This window comes from Paractinoplanes hotanensis, assembly GCF_023717965.1.
Classification (GTDB): domain Bacteria; phylum Actinomycetota; class Actinomycetes; order Mycobacteriales; family Micromonosporaceae; genus Actinoplanes; species Actinoplanes polyasparticus.
The window spans coordinates 14,608-34,500 of record NZ_JAMQOL010000021.1 but is presented as its reverse complement, the minus strand read 5'-3'; the positions used below and the strand labels follow the sequence as shown (position 1 = coordinate 34,500).

The following is a 19,893-nucleotide window of genomic DNA, read 5'->3' as shown; positions in this document are numbered from 1 at the left end:
CTGCGACCCCCGGGAATCCTGCCCTCTCCCCCGGCTCGACAGCCAGCCCAAATGGGCTGTTTGACCGTTTATCCGCCACTCTTCTGCCGGTCCCGGCTAATCCCTCCGGGTCTCACCCCGAAGGGAGTTCGCCGGCTTCGGAGTAACCCTGTTCGACAGCAACGACTCCCGCAGACCGGGGTCAGCGGCGGCATGTCCGAACCGGCGGACCGTCGCTCGGCAAGGTGCTGCTCGCCTACAAGGCGCCGGCCGTGGAGACCGCGGAACGGGCGGGGCTGGAGGCGTACACCCGGGAACGCTGACCACCCCGCGCGCGCTCGCCCGATCGTTCAGCGAGACCCGCGAGCGGGGTTGGGCCCTCTCCGTCGAGGAGTGGCAGGCCGGACGGGCCGGGATAGCGGCGCCGGTGCGTACCTTCGGCGGGCTGGTGGTCGGGGCGATGCAGCCCGAGCTACGGTTTCGGCGCTTTGAAGTCGTCATTCAAGTCGGCCTCGGCCAGCTTGACGACCCGTAGCCCGGTCTGGCGGGCGCTGAAAGCCATGTTGGTGTCGAAGGTGGCCAGCGTGACCAGGCGGCCCGACCGCTCCCGCACGGCGAGCGCCTGGTCGATGATTTCGTCATCCGCGCGTTCGAGCGGTCGGTGGCCAAGCCTGTCGGCGACCACCCGCAGCCGGACCGGACCGGCCGCGTTCAGCTCGGGCCGCTCGCCGGCCACCGTCTTGTCGCCGTACAGGGTGTCGATCCGGCTCAACGAGTAGCTGGCCCGCCAGCGCAGCTGGTCCTTGCGCCCGGCGTACTTCTGACGATCCAGCTCGCCCAGGATGACAACCGGCACGACGACGGTGACCGGACCGCCCGCGCCGGCGAGCCCGGTCCACGGGATCTCGTCGAACTTCTCGCGATGCCGCAGGAAGACGTTCGTGTCCGGCACTATCAGCGCACCGGCGTCCGTCCAGCTGTCGAGCTCCCGTCGCAGCTCTGTCGCCGCACCGGCGAGGGCAGAATGCCGTTCCTCGATCTCGGCCGACGTGAGCAGCCGCAGATGCGGCGCGCCGTACTGGAGGGACTGCAGCACCGTGTGCCGTGGGGTGAAGATGAGCTGCTCGACGTGCTGGAGCCGGATCTGCGAACGCAGCAGCCGAGCCTGGTCGACCGCCCATCGGCTGTACTCGTGGAAGTACTCGCCATCGGTTCCGTGCGCCCGAATCCGGGTCAGCGCCTGGTCGGCTTCGACCAGGGCCCGGTACGCCGCTTCCCCGTCAGCGCCGTCAACTAGCCGAACAAGCATCAGGCCAACCTCTGCAGGGCGGTGGTCAGTCCGGCTCGGACACGACTCCGGTCGATCTCGGGAAGCGTGCGGTAATGCTGAACAGCCAGCGCGTACGAAACGTTGAGAAGATCCCGCTGCGCTCTCGGCTGGAAGTCGCCGAGGCGGTCGACGATGGTTACCAGATCCTCGGGGAACGGACGGGAACGCAAAGCGTTGGAGGCGGCGATCCCGGCTTTCCTCCATCCCTCTCGCTTGATGTTCAGCAAGAGGTCGAGAGCGCCGGGTGCGCGGCACCGGGTGAGTACAGCTGCGTCCTCCCGCCCCACGTAACCGTCCTCCGGCCGGGCGTGCGCCTTCACAGCGGTGAGCACGGCCTCGGGCTCGTCCTTGACCAATGCACGGGCCGCCGCGACATGGATCGGCGGTCCGAGGTGCATCGGTGCGAAGCCGGGACCGTCCGATTCCCGATGGAGACACGCCAGGAGGGCGGCTCGCACGCCTGGTTCGTCACGGTCCTTCAACGCGTCGATGACCGCTACGACCACACTCAGGTGCTCGTCGGGCAGGCGCAGCCGCTCCAGCAGGGCAGGCACAATTCTCGAATCGACCCGCCCGACACATGCTTCCGCGGCCAGCAGCCGCACGCGCGCGTCCGGATCCTCCAATCCCATGAGGAGGAGCTCGTCCAGGTTCTGCGGATCACGTTCGATCACCAACCTGAGAGCCCTTTGCCGGACGGCGCCCGACGGATGATCGAGCAATCCGGTTACCCGGTCGAACAGCTCGTGGTCGTTGCGGCCAACGGCCACTTCCAGAGCCGCTTCGATCACTTTGGGATCGCCGGAGTCCAGCAGCTGGCCCAGCGCCGAGTCAATCCCGTCGGGCCGCAGTACGGACAGCACCTGCGCCGCTTTCCGCCGGGGCACACCCGCCGAGCCCCCCAGACGTGCGACCAGCTCACCGATCAAAGCGGCAGTCGGGGCCGTCGGCCCGGTCTCCTGCCGCCACGGGCTGCTGTTCTCGCTGACGTCGATGACCTGCCGGAGGTACGCCTCGACGAAGATTGGATCTTGCGACCCACTTCGTCCCAGAGTCGCACAGGCGGCCTGAGCCACCGCGTCGTCCTCGCTCAGCCGTCGGAGGAGAACTTCCTCCACCAGCGGATCCAAGGGACCGTCCACGGCTTCCGCCGCGGCGACGAAGACCTCCGGATCTTCGGCCTCGAGTCCCCCCAGGATCAGCGGCAAGGCTACGGGTCCCGCTCCTTTGAGGATCGTAAAGGCGGCCGCCGTGCACTCCGTCCTCAGATAGGGCTCGATAGCTTGGACCCGGCGATCTCTGGGTAGAGCGACCAGTGCCCTGACGCAATCCCGCGCCACCAGGCTCTGCTCCGACATCGCCTCGGAGACGAGCGCGTCCACGGCGGCTTGTGACGTCCGGCCGGTCAGAGACGCCGCTGCCTCCGCCGCGACTCGGTCGTGCTCGTCGTGCAGACAGACCACCAGGTGCGCCACCGGGTCGGGCTTATCGGCCCTGGCCAGGCTCGAAATCGCGGCGATTCGCACCTCGGCATCGCCGCTCTCGGTGAGGCGCAGCAACGTGCGGACGACAGCCGGCGCCAGAACAGGAATGCCCGTCAATGCGGTCACGACGGACCACCTCAGGCTGGGATGGCCCAGGGCCGAGGTCAAGCCCGCATGGAGTGACTGCGGATCGAGCAGATCGCCGGACGGCGAGTGCTCCGACACCACGCGGATGGTCATCAGCCAAGCCTGCCGAAAAGCGTCGTCCTCGACCTCTAGGAGGCGTTCCACCAACTCCCTGACGTCAGCCGGCTCCAGAAGCCCGCCGAGCATCGCGATCACCTGCAACCATTCGGGATCGAACCAGAGATGGCGTTCGACGATTGCCCACCGGCGGTCCTCGGCGAGGCCAGCCAGGTGACGGGCCACGAGGTACTCGGCAAAGGTGCGATGCACGAAGAGGAAGCGGGGCCGGCGCCCGGCCGCTGTATCGCCCTCGGGAACGAGCAGGCCGAGATCGACGGACAGCTGTTCGACCAACCGATCCGGGGAAGCGCCCAGTTCGGTGAAGGTAGGTTGCGCCCGAACGGCCCGTACCAATTCACTCCTCGGCATCAGGTCGGCCCAGCCGCTGTCCCGGTTGGCGAAATGAAAGGCAACCCCGGCGATCAGCTCCAGCCAGGCTTCGTGGTCATCGCTGTGCGGAGCTCGGTGCGGCCGGCGGAGGAACCATCGGAGGACTCGTTCGTAGAGAGCCGTTCTGGTCCGGGGAATCTCCTCGCCGCCGGACAGATCGCCGGACAACGAGCACAGCATGGCCAGCAGGAGCGGAATCCTCGCCATGCCCGACACTGCCGGGTCTTTGAGCGCGGCCAGCAACTGGCCCTCGGCTGCGGCGGGCAGCGCCCAGGCGCGCACGTAGGCACAGACCTGGTCATCGGTCAGCGACAGCAACTCGACCTTGGTCGACTCCCGCATGATCGCCCCCGTGTAGCCCGCGATCCTGCTGGTCACGATCCATCGCCGCACGCCGGGCCGCCGCGACCAGTTGACCAGGGCGGCCCGCACAGCTTGCCGGTCGGCCTCGTTCGGCACCTCGTCCAACCCGTCGACGAGCAGATGTACGTGCCCGGCATCAACCTGCTCGGCGAACTGCTGCCGCGACCGATCCGGAAGTGAGCCCGCGAGATGCTGGACCACGACCTCGCCGAGAGAGCGCCCGCCCACGGTCGTCAGCTGTTCGGCTCGGAGCGGCACCGGAAGGACAGCGGTCCGGCCTTCGTCGATCGAATCGAGCGCGACCAGGGCCAGCCGGATGGTCTCAGTCCGGACGAGCCAGGACTTGCCCAGCCCCGGGTCGGCCAGCACGACGATCCGGTGAGCGGACTCCCTCAGCTCTTCCCACGGTTGTTGTTGATCGGCGGCGGCTGCCGGCAGTCCGGCGAACTCCACCGGCGGCTGGTAGGTGCGGTCGGTCCGCTCATCGCCGGAGTCAGTATTACGGTCGGACATGCGGGATTCGACCCGCACCCGTACGCGCTGATCGAGATTCGCCGCTCGGCCGGGCGTGAGGAACTCGGGAAGCGCTTCGCGCGCTTCGGTCAGGACAGCCTGCAGGTACGCGGCCAGATCTCGCTGGTAGTCACGCGGACCGGCCGGCGCGTGACCGGACGCCCGGTGCTCGGTCCGCTGGGCGAAGAGCAGCTGAACCAGGTCGCGGAGTTCCGCCTGAGTGAGAGCAGCGAGCTTCAGCTCTCGCCACAGCGCGGCCGGGAACTCGTGCGCGAACTCATCGACCGAGATCGTCCGCTCAAGCGTGCCGAGGTCGCAGCCGGCACCTTCCAGCGCTTCTCGGATAACCTCACCGAACCGGCGGCGGCTCTCGTCCGAGGGCTCGACGATAACGGCCATGAGCTGTGCGACGACATCGGCGGTGAACGCCGGCGCCCATTGCGCGGCCACGTCGTCCAGCCACTCGTCCTCAGCGTCCGTTTCCCGCTGCCGGGCGGCGGAGAATGCGTCGGCTGAGGCCTGGACCACGACGGCGCGGAGTGCGGCGCGCTCCTCGTCCGGCTTGAGACGTTTATGAATGGCGCGGGAACCGGCCACCACCGTGTCGGCGATGACGTTGCCGAGCGCGCTCAGACCCAGCTCCACCAGCACGTTGTCCGCCACGAGCCACACCCAACCACATGCCGGTCCGACATCTCCACCTTGATCTCCACCCGCGGGTGGTGCCGGTCCACCCGGGGTGATTCGTAGCGTTCGCGGCATGAACGAGCCGAACTCGCGAACCAGAGACGTCGTCGAGACAACGAGCTATCTGCTGAGCGGCAACCGGCGCAGCCGTGCCGGGCGGGTCGCCGGGGCTGTGCTGGGCAAGGTGATCGAGCAGGAGGGTGGGAAGGTGACCGGACGCGTGGTGGTGGCGATCCTTGTTGTGCTCGCGGTGGTGGGGCTGGCCTTCGTCGCCTACCGTCTGCTGGTGCTCGATCTGATCCTGACCGTGGTCCGGGAACAAGACTGATGCTGCGCCGGCTGGGTCGTCACGGGCTTCGGCTGATCCGGGCCGACGACCCCGAGACGGGCTGGCTGGTGCGGATCGCGCTGACCGTGCTGCTGATCTGGTCACTGGCCCTCTACCCGGGGGTCGAGAGCAGTTTCGTACGCCCGGCGCTGCTTGTCAGCTTCGCCTGCTGGATCTTCTGGATGGTCGCCGACCAGCGCTTCCCGGTGCCGGCGCGGTCGTGTCTGGCGGCAGCCGCGCTGGCGCCGGCCGCGGTCTCCGCGCTGCCGCACAACGGGGCCGCGCATCTGTTCCTCTACGGGGCGCTGTTCACCTTCGTTCTGCTGCCACGCATGCCGTTGTGGGCGATCTTCGGGCTGACCGGCGGGCTCGTCGTGGTGCTGCTGGTAGGTCTGACCCTGGCCGGGCACGGGCCGACCGCGCTGCTCACCCAGCCCGCCCTGATCCTGCTGGTGGTGCTGTTCAGCCTGCACCGGCGCGAGCACCGGCTGCGTGCCGAGCAGACCACCATGCTGCTCGAACAGACTTCCCGTACGCAGGAGGCGCAGGCGCGGGCGGCCGCGCTGGACGAGCGGGCCCGCATCGCGCGCGAACTGCACGACGTGCTCGCCCATTCGCTGGGCGCACTGGGGGTGCAACTCGAGGTGGCCGAGGCACAGCTCACCGAGCGCGGCGACGTCGGGGCGGCGGCCGAACGCGTACGGCGGGCCCGGCGCCTCGCCGCGGACGGCCTGACCGAGGCCCGGTCGGCGGTGGCCGCGCTGCGGGCCGACGTGCCGCCGCTGGATCAGGCGCTCGACAACCTGGTCGCCGTACATCGGGAGAATTTCGCGGCCGAGGTCACGTTGCGCATCGAGGGCACTCCCCGCACCGCACCGCCCGGGGTCGAGGTGTCATTGCTGCGTACGGCGCGGGAGGCCCTGACCAACGCCGCCCGGCACGCGCCGGGCGCACCGGTGTCGATCCGGCTCGGCTTCGGCCCGACGACTCGTCTCACGGTGGAGAATCCCGTGCCACCGTCCGGACGCGCCTACGAGGGCTACGGCCTGACCGGCGCCCGGGAGCGGTTGGCGCTGGTCGGTGGCACCCTGTACGCGCGCGTCGTCGACGGCGCGTGGCGAGTCATCGCGGAGGTGCCCGGATGAGCGACAACCCGCTGCGCGTGCTCGTCGTGGACGACCAGCAACTCGTACGGGAAGGACTGACCGCCCTGCTCGAGCTGACCGACGGCATCGAGGTCGTCGGCTCGGCCGGCGACGGCGCCCGCGCCCTCGACATGATCGCCGGTGACCCGCCGGACGTCGTGCTGATGGACCTGAGGATGCCGGTCCTCGACGGGGTGACCGCGACCGCCCGGATCCGCGACCGTTTCCCCGGCGTCGCCGTGGTCGTGCTGACCACCTACGCCGACGACAACTCGATCGCCGGCGCACTGGCCGCCGGCGCCCGCGGCTACCTCACCAAGGACGCCGGCCGGGCCGAGATCGGCATGGCGCTGCGCGCGGCCGCCGGCGGACACTCCCTGTTCGACCCGGCCGTGGCCGCCCGCCTGGCCCAGGCCATGACCCGCCCCACCGCGTCACCCCGCCGCGATTCCCTGCCCGACAGCCTCACCCAACGCGAGGCCGAAGTGCTCGGACAGATCGCCCAGGGCCACACGAACAGCGAGATCGCGGCGACTCTGTTCGTGGCCGAGGCCACAGTCAAGACACACATCAACAACGCGTTCGCCAAAATCGGCGCCCGCAACCGCACCGAGGCGGCAAGCTATGCCATCGAACACGGTCTGACCATCAACGAAAGGTGACGACGATGGACGCCCCCGACGAAGAGCCGGAAGCCGACCGAACCACATACGAGGTCGACGGCGACACCATCGTGCCGGACGCCTCCCTGGAGCCCGACACGGACGAATCCCCCGCCGGCGAATGGCGCCGAGACGAGGACTGACGCGGCGCCCCGCCCCGACGACGGCGCACAGCCGATACCCGCGAGGCAACCCGCACCGGCACAGGTACTCTATGATCGCGGGCCGCTAGCTCAATGGCAGAGCTGTGGACTTTTAATCCATAGGTTCGGGGTTCGAGTCCCCGGCGGCCCACTTCATGCCTGGCCTGCGTGTTCACGCTGGTCGAATGTGGCATTGCGCGAACCGCGGATCGCTCGAGCCTGGTGCCGGGCTCGATATGGTAAATGGGTATATGCCAAAGAGTCGTGGTCGTCCCGCGAGACGAGGTAAGCCGAAGCGCCCCCAGCGAGCGGTGCGTGAGTTGCGGTTGTCGGATCGGTTGATGCGTGACGCGGTGGCGCTCGTGTCCGAGGACAGCGCGCTTGAGGCCGAGCGGTGGGCCAGTGGCTGGCTCGGCGCGGCGTGGTCGGCGGCGGGGCTGGGTGAGCGCGAGCCGGAGAAGATGTTCCACCTGGAGGTGGTGGGCCGGGCGTCGACCCGGCCGTCGCCGCACGGGCTGGCCGCGGTGGTGGCGCTGCGGCGTGTCGCTGCCCCCGGGGAGTGGCCGATGTTGGACGGCACGTTGGAGATCTTGTCGGAGAGTCAGCCGGCGCCGGCGTGGTTTGAGGTTCCTGCCTTCGAATCGGTTCGGGCGTGGCGGGCGGTGGATGTCTGGGACAGCGAGCACGTGCTGTTCGTTGAATTCACCGGTCAGACGCCGCACACGGTGATGGCGCAGATCTCCCTCGCCGGCGGTGTGCTCGTGGACAAGCTGGCGGTGTTGCAGTCGGGGGCGGCGGAGGCCTGGGATCGGCTGCGTGAGTCGGGTGAGGTGCCGATGCCGGCCGTCGAGTGCCCGGTCGATGCCGCGCTGGCGGAGCTGGCAGATGCCCTGCGGACCACGGACATGACCTGGCCCCGCCACGATGACGAGGACTTCATCGACTTGCGGGCACTGGCCTGGTCGCGGTGCCGGCCGTACCTGCCGGACTTCCGTGACTGGCAGCCGATGAGCGATGAGGAACGGGAACGACTGCTGGACGGGTTCGCGCCTACTGATGACACGGTCGCCAGGTCGCTGGCCGATCTGTTCCTGGACTACGGCGACGGCTACATGACCAGCGGCCCGCTGTGCTGGAGCCCGGGGCAGGTCGGCTTGTTCCTGGCCGACTGGCTGCCGCGCAAGGCGGCGCTGGACGCCGAGCAGCGCGCCGCGCTGCCGGACGTGTTACGGCGCTGGATCCGGTACGCGCTGGAACACCGTGCGGTAGACCCGGTATGGATCAGTCCGGTGATCGAGGCTGTCGACACGTTCCTTCCCGCGTTCGAGGAGGCATTCGACGACACGGCGGCGTGGGGACCGGCCAAGCAGATCGCCGCGGAACTGGCGGCCCGCGGTATCGACCTCACCGACCCGGAGACCGTCGACGGAGCAATGCGGGGACTCAACGCCGAACGCCTCGCTCGGCGTCTGATCGATTGATCACCCGAACGAGGTACCCGTGACGATGTCGTTCTGACGGCTCATAGGTTGGTGGCATGTCGATGGTTGATGCCGCGCTGCTACGACGCGCTGGTGACCTCAAGGGCGAGCTGGTGGCGTTCTCTCAGCAGCCCCGCTACGACCGGGCTGCGTCGAGTTTTCTGGCCGAGTACGGCAACGGCCTGGAAGACGCCGACGAGCAGCGGTGGATGCTGCTCTGGGACTGTTTCGTGCTGGAGCACCGGCTGGCGAACGGCCGGACGGTGGTGGAGCAGTTCGTGGAGGCCCGGCCGGACCTGCCGGAGGCCGAACGGGAGATGGTGCTCGGCTGGCGCGATGTGGTGCAGGGCCCGTTCGAGGTGCAGCGCAAGGACGGGTCCGCGCTCCTGGTGGAGAGCCTGGTCGACGACTTGACCTATCGGGTCCGATCGAACATGGGCCCGGCCGTGTTCAAGCAGATGCCGCGCCGCTCGTTCATCATCGCCCGGCTGGTCGCGGTCGGTGACGAGTGGATGCTGAGCGGGCCGGTGCAGATTCTGCGTGGGAGCGAGCGGGGCATTGCCTATCAGCTCGCGCTGGACATGTCGTTGCGTACGCCGGAAGCGGTGTTCCGAAACCCGGACAAGATTGCACTGGCATGGGAACACCAGCGTGCTGACCGGGCCCGGTTCGTCGAGTTCTTCGGCACCGATCTGCTGGTGGTCCCGGGTAAACAGACACAGGAGCGGCTCGACGGCTACTACACGTACTGCCGTGACGTGGTTCTCGGGCCGGACCCGAAGGATGTCCCTGCTGCGGTGTCGATGTCGTTGCCGCTGGATCTGACCGATGCGGAAACGGTGGCGCTGATCTACGACGAGACGGACGGGCTCGGCTTCTACGCGGAGTTCGGCCTCGTGGAGGAAGCGTTCGCGAACCCCGGCCTGCTGCGGCGCCGCCGGTGGCGCGAGCAGACACTGTCCTATCTCGAGGACGACAGCGTGGAGCCGATGGTCCTGCGCCGGCTGGCTGCTCGGGATCCAGAGAAGGCGAGTGTCGTGTTCCGGCGGCTGCTGAAACGGCCACGCTTCGACTGGAGCCGGGACGGTGAGGCGCTGATGCGCGAGGTCAAGCCGGGCCATTTCGATCGGCCACCGCGCCCGCGGGTGAGCCCGCTCAGCGAGCGCTTGGCAGAGTTCGCCAAACGCGGCTGAGCAGCACTGACCGGGCCGGAGCTACTCGTAGTGGTACCGGCAGGAGATGATGGTGATCTCGTTGGTCTCGACGGCTTACACCATGCGGTGTTCGTCGTCGATGCGCCGGGACCGGAGTCCTGCGAGGTTGTTTCGAAGGATCTCCGGTTTGCCGATGCCCGGGCCGTCGGGATCGCGTTTGATGTCGGCGATCAATGCGTTGATGCGTTTGAGGGTCTTCCGGTCCTGGGTCTGCCAGCACAGGTAGTCGTCCCAGCCGTGGTCGGTCCGTCTGAGTTTCACTCCTCGGGCCCGAACTCACGCTCGGTGGCCCGGCCGGATCGCCACTGCTCGACGCTCTCGACGAGACGCTTGGCGTTGGCGGGAGATCGAAGCAGGTAGTTGGTCTCCATGATCGAGTCCCAGTCCTCCTTGCTCACCAGGACGGCGTTACCCCGCTCGGAGACGATCTCGATCGGGGTGTGGTCCTCGTTGACGCGCTCGATGAGCGGAAAGAGGGACTTGCGTGCCTCGCTGGCACTGAACGCTGAAGTCACGACGCCTCCCAAGGTTGTACCGGATGCGGTACCACTTTGGTGGTCGCGGTGCGCCGCTCCTGACACCCGTTCGGGGCCGCAGACGGCGGTCCCGAATGCGACTACCTGCCACGTGAGCTGGTCAAACGTCCCGGTAGTGGGCCACCGGGGATGGCGATGGGGTGGTTCGCATGGTGCAACGTCCGGCCCACGGTGATCTTGCATGCGAACCACAGCCCGGTGGTTCGATGTCGTCGGATGCTGGTGAAGCGCCGGATGCGGTTCTCTATCCTGCGCGGGTGTCTTCGATCAGTGATGCCGAACTCGATGCCCTGCTACGAGTTCGTAGCGCTTGACCAGGCTCGGCCGGTTTCCGGGCGACCCGTACGCATGTGATCCTCGGTCTTCGTAGCGAGGCCGAGGACGGCGCCGAGGAACGGTGGAACGAGGAAGGACGGCTCGCGGCGATCGTGTCGGCCCTGCCGGGCCGGCGGAGCTGAGTGAGCCGGCCGTTGACCGAGCCCGCGAGCAGCGTCTGGACGAACTGGCACGAACCGGGTCCGGGCCTGGGACCAGGTGGACGAGTTGATCGCGGCGAAGTAGCCGAAGGGCTACGACATGGTCTTGCCGTCGCTCGCGTGGGAATGCGCGGCGCGATGAGGCCCGGCCGGCCGCATCCACTGCCGTTTCGCGCGAGCGGATGCGGTCGGTGTACAGAGGACGCGCTTGGTCAAGGGCTTGGGGCGGCAGCGGCGCTTTATCCGGGCCGGTGCGTGCACTCGATCGCCACCTGAACTCGCTCCTGGGGAAGTGTTCTCAGGCGGCTCCGCTTGACTGCGCCCTCGGCAGTGGTCCGTATCGTTGTTGCTGGATGAGTTCGATCAGCAAGGTCAACATGGCTTCGGCCGCGGGGGCCCGTTGCCCGTGCGGTGGAATGGCGGCGTACAGGCGGCGTGGGGGAAGCCGAGGCGTGGTCGTGCACATGACGACGCCCTGCCGTATGTCGCCGCGAGCCAGTGTCGGCACGAGGGTCACACCGCAGCCGATGGCGACGAGCGACTGCTTGCCGGTCCAGTCGTCGCAGTGGAAACCGACGCTTGGCGGACGGCCGAGCGCTTCGGTCAGCTCTGCCAGAGGGCCTAGGCAGTCGGGGAATGCGCCTTCAATCCATGTCTCGTCGCGCAGGTCGGCCAGGCGGATTCGGTCCAGGCGGGCGAGTCGATGGTCCGCGGGTAGCGCGACCAGGAGTTCCTCGTCCAGCAATGGCACGAGGTCCACGCCGTCCAGCGCCACGGTGGTTCGGTCACTGGTCACCTTGGCCGCCCATGGGTTGGCATACAGGTCCCAGCGGGTGATCAGTGCCAGGTCGATGTCACCGCCTCGGACTGCGGCGAGCGGCCCGGCCGGATCACGGCCTTCGAGGGTGAGTTCGATGCCGGGGTGAGCCGCCCGGAAGCGGCGGATCGCTTCAGGCATCAGCCCGGTGTTGGCGCTGGGAAAAGCGGTCAGCCGCAACTGTCCGCTGGTGAGGTCACTGAACGTGGCGAGGCGAGCCGTCATGGCTTGGATGCCGTCGAGGACATCACGGGCGTACGCCACAGCGACGTCACCGGCCGGGGTCGGTTTCACTCCGCGTGGGGAGCGATCGAACAGACGCAGTCCGACCTGTCGCTCGATACCCCCGATCTGGCGTGACACGGCCGGCTGGGTCATATGAAGCGCCTCCGCCGCTGCGGAGAACGATCCTCGCTCGGCCACCTCCACGAGTACTCGCAGGGTCCAGGTTTCCAGCATGCGCGAAGCTTATGGCAGCGATGCCTGATCGGCAGTAGCGCGCATACCAGGCGCACGCCACCCTAAGGCGTATGAATATTGCGAACACCGCCCAGGATCAGGCATGGAACGGTGCGGAAGGGCAGCACTGGGCCGATCGCGCCGACCTGATCAATGCCGACGTCGCCGGCCACCTGATCGAGGCGGCCGGTGTCAGTCCTCGCGATCGGCTGCTCGACATCGGCTGCGGCACCGGCTACAGCACCCGGGCGGCAGCCAGGATCGCCACCGAAGGAGAGGCCGTCGGTCTCGACCTGTCGGGGCCGATGCTTGACCGGGCGACACGCTACGCCGCAGACGACGGCCTCACCAACGTCCGCTTCATGCGCGGCGACGCCCAGGTGCATCCGTTCGCCGCCGACTGGTTCGACGTGGCGATCAGCCAGTTCGGTGTCATGTTCTTCACCGACCCGATGTCCGCCTTCGCCAACATCCGGCAAGCGCTGCGGCCGGGCGGACGGCTGACGTTCGTGTGCCCGCAGGCAGCCGACCAGTGCGAGTGGTACCAGGCTCCCGGCGAGGCATTCGGCGCACCTGGCCGGACGCCGAACGAGGGTATGTTCTCGCTGGCCGACCCCGACCTGACCGCCCGGATCCTGACTGCCGCCGGATACCTGCACCTACACATCGAGCCGCTGACCACATCGCTCTTCTTCGGCCGAGATGTCTCAGAAGCGGTCGCCTTCTTCATCGGCAGTGGGCCGGCACGTGCGCTGCTGGAATCCGGGGCGGTTACCGAGGCCGATGTCGCCGCAAAGCTCGACCCTGTGCTGCGCCGATACGCCGCCGATACCGGCGTCCGGATTCCGGGTCGGCACTGGCTGGTACGGGCGGAGCGAGGTGCGTGACAGCCAGGCGATCGATGGACCCGGCGGTTTGGTATCCGGCCACTGGACCCGCCCGATCGACTGCACCTTCGCCGTGGAAGAGGTCCGTGCCGAGTTGGAGCGCCGCCGTGGCGGTGCGGCCTGATGGCCGGTGATGCCGAACAGACCGATGACCCTGGAACCGGCGGTCCCGATCCGTACGTGGTCCTGCTGCCCCGGCGGGCACGCCGGAATCTCAGGGAGGACTTGCCGTTCGAGGTAGCGATCGCGGCGACGGAGACGATCCAACATGCGATCGCCGTCAACCCATCTCGGGTCGGAAAGCCCCTCGATGAACCGTTCGACAGATACTATTCCGCCCGTCGCGGCACATATCGGATCATCTACCGCATCGACGAGGCCTAGCGTGTCGTAGAAATCCACTCGATCCGGCACCGCCGCGACGCCTACCGCACATAAGCGCGCCCCCTCACTATCGCTGCTGGCCAACCACTGGTCCCCGCCGGCTCAGCGGTCGCTGCCACGGGCGGCCCACGAGGCGTGATCATCAGGCACGGGCAACTCGCTGCGACAGTCCGCCCACCAGTCGGTCGATCATGCACTCGGCCTGTGGTCATCGACTTGACCTGCGCAAACGCATCGACAATGGGTCGCCGATACGACGGGTGGATCGCTGCGGAGAGAAGCGGAGGGAGAACTCATGAGCCAGTTCCACGACTGGGAGGACCTCCGTCCGGAGTTGCACGACGGGGACGACGAAGCCATCGAGCGGGAGCGGGCCCGGACCGAGGCCTGGGTCGGTGCGTTTCACCTGGCGGAGGAGCGGAAGCGCCTCGGGTTGACGCAAAGGCAGGTGGCGGAGCTCATGGGCGTCTCGCCGGGGCGGGTGAGCCAGATCGAGAACGGCGATCTGGACGTCAACGAGGTGGCGACGCTGAGCCGGTATGCGATGGCAGGGCGAACGCGGCTTCGCGATCCTCGTCGGACGCTGGAAAGCCTTGCGCCGCACCACGATCGGCCCACGCCGGATCGGCGATGTCGTCGCCGCGCTTCTCGGTGAGGCTGCGGCCCGGTCGGTCGTTACTCGCATCGATAGTCGGAGCGTTCGACATTCAGGACTGGGCCTCCCGCGCGCCGAGGACTCACGCCGTGGGTGTAGTCACGCGGTTGCGCCAGAACGGCATGTCGCTCAGGGCGCGAGTTGGTCGATCGTCATGCCGACATCGCTGAGGATGCCCTTGGCGATGCGGTTGCCGTGCACTGGAACCGTGGTGCCCCGTCCGTCTGGGTGACGCATGATGTGGTGGCTGCCGGCAACCCTTGCCACCTTGAACCGTGCCGTTCCAAAGCGCGCACGACGCGGGAGCCGGAGACCGCGGGAAGGGGCGGCATCAGGCAGCGACGGTGACGGAAAGCTCGCGGGGAACGCCAAATTCCTCGATGAGGCCGGCCAGCGCCTCGCGGAGATCCTCCAGCGCGGCTTCCTCGGTGTCGCCCTCCCCGTGCGCGCCCACGCCCGGACGCAGTTGCGCATGGGCGCACCACACGCCGTCCTCGTCGCGCTCCACGACGACCGGCACAGTTACCGTGCGAGATTCGGCCATGTGGTCACGATAGCCGCGATTCAGTGCTTGGCTGTCAGTGCGTTTCCCACCGCCCGGACAGCTCTTGAGCTGGTCAAATGCCGCGGTAGCGGGCGGCCTGTGACGATGGCTGGGTGGTTCGCATGGTGCAACGTCCGGCCCACTTGCACGTTCGAAGCGAGGTGGCAACTGTGCCAACCGGCACCAGACGGGCCCGTGAACGCGCAAGCACGCGGGAACAGATCATCGAGGCCGCGTTGCACGCCCTGGAGACAGAGGGCGCCTCGGCGCCGACTCGCCTAGCAAGCGCCGAGCACGTTGCTTCGCGGCTGGCGCACCGACCTTCCGGAAAACGGGTAAGTACCGAAACGGCTCCGGCCCGGTTGCGTCTCCGCGGAACCGGGCCGAAGCCGTTCGTGGTCAAGACGGCATCAGCTGCCGGGCGGGGTCCAGTCCGCGGGCAGGCCGGAATCGCTCAGGATCTCACCCCGGTTGTAGTAGTCGTCGCTCGCCCGGATCAGGTCGCCCCGCAGCCGCAGCACCGTCACCGCAGGCACCGCGAACGGACGAGGCGCACCGACGATGTGCCCGCTGAACACCCCCTCCACCACCGCCTCGTCACGCCCGCGGAACCCGCCCGTCACTTCGAAGCCGAGATCGCCGACGAGCTGATGGGACCCGGTCTCCCACTCCGTGACCCCTTCGCGACCGCGGAACACCAGGTTGAGAGCGCGGTCGGTGTAGACAGCGTCCTTCGTGTACAGACGAGCGAGATCGCGGGTGTCGGTGGTCCTCCACGCGGCGGCCCAGCGCCGCACGATCGCCGGCGCCTGATCCGTCCTCGAGCTCTGCTGCGCATGCCCGACGACCTGTTGCGTCCCGGCCTGCGGGGTCTCGGTCCTCGGGGCCGCCGTCGAGGGAGCCGCGGCGCCGGCAATGAAAGCCGCTACGGCAGCCGCTGCGGTGAGACCGGAAACGAAGGTACACGTACGCATGTGAGTCCCCTTGCTCTAAGTCGACGCGGCATGTGACCTAACGTCGTTACGTTTTCTAACGATGTTAGGTTAAGCGCATTCCATAGGTGGCGTCAACCCAGGACGCACGGCGGCAGGTGCCCCTCGGGCGAGGGGTCGCCGACTGTCCACTCCGGGGGGACGCTTCCCGAGGGCGACTTCCCTAGCGTCATCCGCATGAAAAGATCACTTGCTGCAACTGCACGACGAGTTCGACCTCGACGGCCCGGCTGACAGCCGCGGAGGCGGCCGACGGCCTGGTGGGGCAACCGAAGCAGGTCGCTGGCCTGTTCCGCACCCGTCCTGCTCGAAGGCAGGAAGTTCAAGGCCGGCACCGACAGAAACCGTGACGGCCGGATCGCCATCGACACCGAGGCCGGCGCGGTGCTACGCGCGAACACCGGCATCGACGCGTACCCCCAACGTCCCGGGCCTGGACGCCTTCCCGGTCAGCTACATCAAAGACCTCGCCCGCTTCCCGACCGTCACTCAGGCCCGGCCCCGGTTCTCCGGCCCGACGCTCCTGCTCAACGGCGAAAACAACCTCGAGACCCCGCCCCGCGCCGCGATCGCCGCCGACGCGGCCGTGGCGGCGGCCGGCAACCAGGACCACAAGGTGGTCATCTACCGGGGGTGAGATAGCGGGCGAACGTCTCTTCGGCCATAAGCGGCTCCTGTCCCCCGTGCGAGCTACGCGAGAGTGTCCACCGCGCGGTGACGATTCCGGCGCGACGAATCCATAGCGTTCATTGCAGCCCGCGACGCTGGAGCCGCAGGCCTCATGGAGGAGTCAAAATGCGTCTGGTGAAGCAGTTCCTGGCAGTGGCGGCGGTCGCCTTCATCGGTGGTCAGGGCGTCGCCGCGGTGCAGGGGAACCCGTGGCTCACCCTGATCCTCGGGCTCGTGACAGCGGTGCTCGCTGTCGTGGTTTACGGGTGGGTAGTCCGGCGCACCGAGCACCGAGCACCCACCGAGGTGGCCCGTGCGGGGGCCGTCGCGCGGCTCGGCCGGGGAGCACTGATCGGGGCGGCGATGTTCGCGGCCGTCATCGCCAACATCGCGTTCCTCGACGGTTACCACGTCCACGGCCTGGGTTCGGTGACCGGCGCGGTGGGACTGGTCGGGTTCATGGCCGCCGCCGCCGTGACCGAGGAGCTGCTGTTCCGTGGCGTGCTGTTCCGCGTCATCGAGGAACGGATCGGCACCTGGATCTCGCTGCTGCTGACCGGCGTGGTGTTCGGCCTGATGCACCTGTTCAACCCGGACGCGACCCTGTGGGGCGCGACCGCCATCGCGATCGAGGCCGGTTTCATGCTCGCCGCCTGCTATGCCGCCACCCGCAACCTGTGGGTGCCGATCGGTCTGCATTTCGGCTGGAACCTCGCCGCCGGGGCCATTTTCAGCGTCGTGGTCTCCGGCAACGGCGAGTCGAAGGGGCTGCTGGATGCCACGACGTCGGGCCAGGCCCTGGTCACCGGCGGTGATTTCGGTCCCGAGGGCAGCCTGTACGCGGTGGCAGCGGGCGCGGCGATGACCGTGGTGTTCATGTGGCTGGCCCACCGCCGCGGTCACATCGTCCCGCGTCGCCGGCGCACGGCCGGGGAACCGGCGGCGACGGCTACAGTTTCCCGATGATCGACCTCCGGCGGGTCCCGGAGCGTTGGCGGCGCTGGGACGTCACCGTCCGGGACCTCCCGTTCGCGCTGCTGCTGGTCCTCATGTCGGCGGTGCCGGCTCTGAACCACCGCGGCACGCAGCTCGGCGAGCTGCCGACCCGCCCGTTCGACGCGTTGACGGTGCTGGTGGTCGCCTTGGAGTGCCTGCCGCTGGCCGTACGGCGGCGCTGGCCCGCCCTCAGCCTCGCCGTGGTCTCGCTCGGCTTCGCGATCGACCAGCTCCGCGCCTACCACACGGTCGCGGGCACGGCCCTGCCCGTCGCGCTGATCAGCACGGCGCTGCACCTGGAACTCCACCGGCGTACCACCGTGGTGCTCCTCTCCATGGCGTACGTCCCGCTGGCTGTGGCGCTGAGCCGGAGCGGATCGATCGAGACCGTTGCCGACTTCATCACGTTCTATCTCGCGCTGGCCATCGCCTGGGGCGTCGGCGCCTGGATGCGGCGGACCCGGGCCGCCGAGGCGGAGCAGCGCCGGCACGTGGCCGAGGCCACCCGTACCGCCGAACGCACCCGCATCGCCCGTGAACTGCACGACGTCGTGACCCATCATGTGACCGCGATGGTGGTGCAGGCCGAGGCGGCGCGCTACCTGACCGCCACCCCCGACCGTCTCGACGAGAGCCTGACCGCGATCACCGGCACCGGTCGGCGGGCCATCACGGACCTGCGGCACCTGCTCGATCTGCTCAACCCCGACCACAGCACCGAGCCGCGCCTGCCGTCCGTCGGCGAGCTGCACACCCTGGTGGAACAGACCCGGCTGGCCGGGCAGCCGGTCGAGTTCACCGAGGGCGGCACACCGGCGGCGAGCACGGGCAGCGCCGAGGTCGCGGCCTACCGGGTCGTGCAGGAGGCGCTGACCAACGCCCTCAAGTACGCCCACGGCAGCCGCACCACTGTGCATGTGCGCCATGGCGAGAAGGAGACCACCGTGGAGGTCAGCACCGACGGCGGCGCGGATTCGGGCAGCGCGTCCCTCGGCGGCAGCGGGCGGGGCCTGACCGGGCTGCGGGAACGGGTCGTGGTGCTCGGCGGCGAGTTCAGCGCGGGCCGGCAGACCGGCGGCGGCTTCGTCGTGCGGGCCCGCATCCCCAGCGGGAGCCCGTCGTGACCGCGTCGCTGCGGGTGTTGGTCTGCGACGACCAGCCGCTGATCCGTACGGGCTTCGCCACGATCATCGGCGCCCAGCCCGACCTCGAGGTGGTGGGCGAGTGCGGGGACGGGCGGGCGGCGGTAGAGCTGGCCGGGCGGCTGCGGCCGGACGTGGTGGTGATGGACGTACGGATGCCCGTGCTCGACGGCATCGAGGCGACCCGCCTGCTGGCCGGCGCCGGGGTGACCCATCCGGTGAAGGTGCTCGTGGTGACGACGTTCAACCTCGACGAGTACGTCTACGAGGCGCTGCGCGCGGGAGCGAGCGGATTCCTGCTCAAGGACGCCCCTCCGGCGCAGCTGCTGCACGGCATCCGTACCGTCGCGACCGGTGCCGCGCTGCTGGCCCCGGAAGTGACCCGGCAGCTCCTGGGCCGGTACGCCGCGCGGATTCGTCCCGCTGAGGACACCCCGCAGGACGTGGCGCTGACCCCGCGCGAACTGGAGGTGCTGCGCCTGATCGCCGACGGCCGGTCCAACAGCGAGATCGCCGCGACCCTGGTGATCAGCCACGAGACCGTGAAGACGTACGTATCGCGCATCCTCACCAAACTCGACCTTCGGGACCGCGTGCAGGCGGTGGTCTATGCCTACCGCAGGGGCCTGGTGAACTGACTCTGAGCCCCCGGTCCGGAGGCACCCGCCGGACGCTGGAACCGGCCCGAAGGTGCCGAGAAAATCTATGTCGAACTTACTAGACTTTCTCGGCAGAGCCGGTTAATGTTTCTCTCGTTGACAGCCGAGATCGTTGAAGACGCAGACGTAGCAGGCCGAGCGTCAAGCAGGGCCCGGACCATTCGTGGCTCGCTCGGCACCGCGATGGAGTGCATGACCGCACCCCAGCAAGACAATGCAGTGGCAAGACAAGACCTTGACGTAGTTCCAGGTCAGGGCGCGCAGGCAGGGCCGATGCAGTCCTCGGGGCTCTGCCTGAGGGAACCGAATCAGAAGTACGCATTACGCAAGTGGCACGGCAGTGGAAAAGATGGTCAAGTCCTTGACGTAATTCCAGGTCAGGGCACATCCAGGCAGGGCCGATGCACGTTCGGGGTTCTGCCTGACGCAAGAGAGATCTGCCGTATGTGGGCGGGGCCATGAAGTTGCGTGGGGCTCCGACACCAGTGGATGGCACGACAGCAGTTCAGGTAATGGAAGCAGAGGAAAGGGAGGGTTCAGCACCGTTGGATCGCCCGCCGTCAGGACGCAGTTCCGGTTCTGGGGTGGACACCGCAGTCTCCATCGAACGTGAGGTGGTCTCCGGTCACGCTTATGCGATCCTCGCACCGCAAGCCGCTGAAGTTCGCGGCCGGTGTGGATACGACAAGCCGACGAACCTGTCGGTAGATGG

Annotated in this window: 22 protein-coding genes and 1 tRNA gene; 15 read left to right on the top strand and 8 right to left on the bottom strand. The window is 68.3% G+C overall.

The window, feature by feature from the left end; translation table 11 throughout:
• The first annotated feature begins 148 nt into the window (after positions 1–148).
• Positions 149–514, top strand: a complete 366-nt coding sequence (locus LXN57_RS48335) for an IclR family transcriptional regulator domain-containing protein (protein WP_369077283.1) — start codon at positions 149–151, stop codon at positions 512–514.
• Here the strand turns inward: LXN57_RS48335 and LXN57_RS16965 are convergent.
• On the bottom strand, positions 452–1,288 hold the full coding sequence (locus tag LXN57_RS16965; RefSeq protein ID WP_251799136.1) for a PIN domain-containing protein: 837 nt from the start codon (positions 1,286–1,288) through the stop codon (positions 452–454). The two genes, LXN57_RS48335 and LXN57_RS16965, sit on opposite strands and share 63 nt — an antisense overlap.
• Positions 1,288–4,968: a HEAT repeat domain-containing protein gene (locus LXN57_RS16960; protein ID WP_251799135.1), complete on the bottom strand. Its 3,681-nt coding sequence runs from the start codon at positions 4,966–4,968 to the stop codon at positions 1,288–1,290. Before LXN57_RS16960 ends, LXN57_RS16965 begins: the two co-directional genes overlap by 1 nt.
• 97 nt (positions 4,969–5,065) lie before the next feature.
• Here LXN57_RS16960 and LXN57_RS16955 point away from each other — a divergent pair, with 97 nt between their 5' ends.
• The 7 genes from LXN57_RS16955 (at position 5,066) to LXN57_RS16925 (ending at position 9,944) form a co-directional block, all read left to right on the top strand.
• Complete coding sequence (locus tag LXN57_RS16955; protein WP_251799134.1) at positions 5,066–5,320, top strand: hypothetical protein; 255 nt, start codon at positions 5,066–5,068, stop codon at positions 5,318–5,320.
• Positions 5,320–6,465, top strand: a complete 1,146-nt coding sequence (locus LXN57_RS16950; RefSeq protein WP_251799133.1) for a sensor histidine kinase — start codon at positions 5,320–5,322, stop codon at positions 6,463–6,465. The genes LXN57_RS16955 and LXN57_RS16950 overlap by 1 nt, the downstream gene beginning before the upstream one ends.
• On the top strand, positions 6,462–7,127 hold the full coding sequence (locus tag LXN57_RS16945) for a response regulator transcription factor (protein ID WP_251799132.1): 666 nt from the start codon (positions 6,462–6,464) through the stop codon (positions 7,125–7,127). The genes LXN57_RS16950 and LXN57_RS16945 overlap by 4 nt, the downstream gene beginning before the upstream one ends.
• A 5-nt stretch (positions 7,128–7,132) precedes the next feature.
• The gene (locus tag LXN57_RS16940) at positions 7,133–7,270 is read left to right on the top strand and encodes a hypothetical protein (protein WP_251799131.1); all 138 of its coding nucleotides are present in this window, start codon (positions 7,133–7,135) and stop codon (positions 7,268–7,270) included.
• A gap of 79 nt (positions 7,271–7,349) precedes the next feature.
• A tRNA-Lys gene (locus tag LXN57_RS16935) sits at positions 7,350–7,421 on the top strand.
• Between the two features lie 34 nt (positions 7,422–7,455).
• Positions 7,456–8,751, top strand: coding sequence for a hypothetical protein (locus tag LXN57_RS16930; protein ID WP_251799130.1), 1,296 nt, complete (start codon positions 7,456–7,458; stop codon positions 8,749–8,751).
• A 62-nt stretch (positions 8,752–8,813) separates the two neighbouring features.
• Entirely contained in the window at positions 8,814–9,944 is a 1,131-nt protein-coding gene (locus LXN57_RS16925) for a hypothetical protein (RefSeq protein WP_251799129.1), read from the top strand.
• A 75-nt stretch (positions 9,945–10,019) separates the two neighbouring features.
• Here LXN57_RS16925 and LXN57_RS16920 read toward each other — a convergent pair whose 3' ends face one another.
• The 3 genes from LXN57_RS16920 to LXN57_RS16910 all read right to left on the bottom strand — a co-directional run bounded on the left by LXN57_RS16920 (position 10,020) and on the right by LXN57_RS16910 (position 12,253).
• Positions 10,020–10,226: a Txe/YoeB family addiction module toxin gene (locus LXN57_RS16920; protein WP_251799128.1), complete on the bottom strand. Its 207-nt coding sequence runs from the start codon at positions 10,224–10,226 to the stop codon at positions 10,020–10,022.
• Positions 10,223–10,480, bottom strand: coding sequence for a type II toxin-antitoxin system Phd/YefM family antitoxin (locus LXN57_RS16915; RefSeq protein WP_251799127.1), 258 nt, complete (start codon positions 10,478–10,480; stop codon positions 10,223–10,225). The genes LXN57_RS16920 and LXN57_RS16915 overlap by 4 nt, the downstream gene beginning before the upstream one ends.
• Before the next feature lie 795 nt (positions 10,481–11,275).
• Positions 11,276–12,253, bottom strand: a complete 978-nt coding sequence (locus LXN57_RS16910; RefSeq protein WP_251799126.1) for a LysR family transcriptional regulator — start codon at positions 12,251–12,253, stop codon at positions 11,276–11,278.
• A 71-nt stretch (positions 12,254–12,324) separates the two neighbouring features.
• Here LXN57_RS16910 and LXN57_RS16905 point away from each other — a divergent pair, with 71 nt between their 5' ends.
• The 3 genes from LXN57_RS16905 to LXN57_RS16895 all read left to right on the top strand — a co-directional run bounded on the left by LXN57_RS16905 (position 12,325) and on the right by LXN57_RS16895 (position 14,179).
• Positions 12,325–13,140 (top strand): class I SAM-dependent methyltransferase, encoded by an 816-nt coding sequence (locus LXN57_RS16905; RefSeq protein ID WP_251799125.1) that lies wholly within the window; start codon positions 12,325–12,327, stop codon positions 13,138–13,140.
• 123 nt (positions 13,141–13,263) lie between these two features.
• Positions 13,264–13,524 (top strand): type II toxin-antitoxin system RelE family toxin, encoded by a 261-nt coding sequence (locus LXN57_RS16900; protein WP_251799124.1) that lies wholly within the window; start codon positions 13,264–13,266, stop codon positions 13,522–13,524.
• A gap of 295 nt (positions 13,525–13,819) precedes the next feature.
• Complete coding sequence (locus LXN57_RS16895; protein ID WP_251799123.1) at positions 13,820–14,179, top strand: transcriptional regulator; 360 nt, start codon at positions 13,820–13,822, stop codon at positions 14,177–14,179.
• 129 nt (positions 14,180–14,308) lie between these two features.
• On the opposite strand, the gene LXN57_RS16890 is transcribed toward LXN57_RS16895, so the two are convergent.
• The 3 genes from LXN57_RS16890 to LXN57_RS16880 all read right to left on the bottom strand — a co-directional run bounded on the left by LXN57_RS16890 (position 14,309) and on the right by LXN57_RS16880 (position 15,697).
• The gene (locus tag LXN57_RS16890; protein ID WP_251799122.1) at positions 14,309–14,416 is read right to left on the bottom strand and encodes a type II toxin-antitoxin system HicA family toxin; all 108 of its coding nucleotides are present in this window, start codon (positions 14,414–14,416) and stop codon (positions 14,309–14,311) included.
• 94 nt (positions 14,417–14,510) lie between these two features.
• Positions 14,511–14,723 carry a type II toxin-antitoxin system HicB family antitoxin gene (locus LXN57_RS16885; RefSeq protein ID WP_251799121.1) on the bottom strand — a complete coding sequence of 71 codons (213 nt, stop codon included), beginning with the start codon at positions 14,721–14,723 and terminating at the stop codon, positions 14,511–14,513.
• A gap of 410 nt (positions 14,724–15,133) precedes the next feature.
• A complete protein-coding gene (locus LXN57_RS16880; protein WP_251799120.1) occupies positions 15,134–15,697 on the bottom strand; it encodes a nuclear transport factor 2 family protein in 564 nt (187 codons plus the stop codon).
• Between the two features lie 364 nt (positions 15,698–16,061).
• On the opposite strand from LXN57_RS16880, the gene LXN57_RS16875 reads away from it, so the two are divergent.
• The 4 genes from LXN57_RS16875 (at position 16,062) to LXN57_RS16860 (ending at position 19,160) form a co-directional block, all read left to right on the top strand.
• Entirely contained in the window at positions 16,062–16,352 is a 291-nt protein-coding gene (locus LXN57_RS16875; RefSeq protein WP_251799119.1) for a hypothetical protein, read from the top strand.
• Between the two features lie 158 nt (positions 16,353–16,510).
• Entirely contained in the window at positions 16,511–17,350 is an 840-nt protein-coding gene (locus tag LXN57_RS16870) for a CPBP family intramembrane glutamic endopeptidase (RefSeq protein ID WP_251799118.1), read from the top strand.
• A complete protein-coding gene (locus LXN57_RS16865; RefSeq protein ID WP_251799117.1) occupies positions 17,347–18,504 on the top strand; it encodes a sensor histidine kinase in 1,158 nt (385 codons plus the stop codon). Before LXN57_RS16870 ends, LXN57_RS16865 begins: the two co-directional genes overlap by 4 nt.
• Entirely contained in the window at positions 18,501–19,160 is a 660-nt protein-coding gene (locus LXN57_RS16860) for a response regulator (protein WP_251799116.1), read from the top strand. The genes LXN57_RS16865 and LXN57_RS16860 overlap by 4 nt, the downstream gene beginning before the upstream one ends.
• Positions 19,161–19,893: the final 733 nt, after the last annotated feature.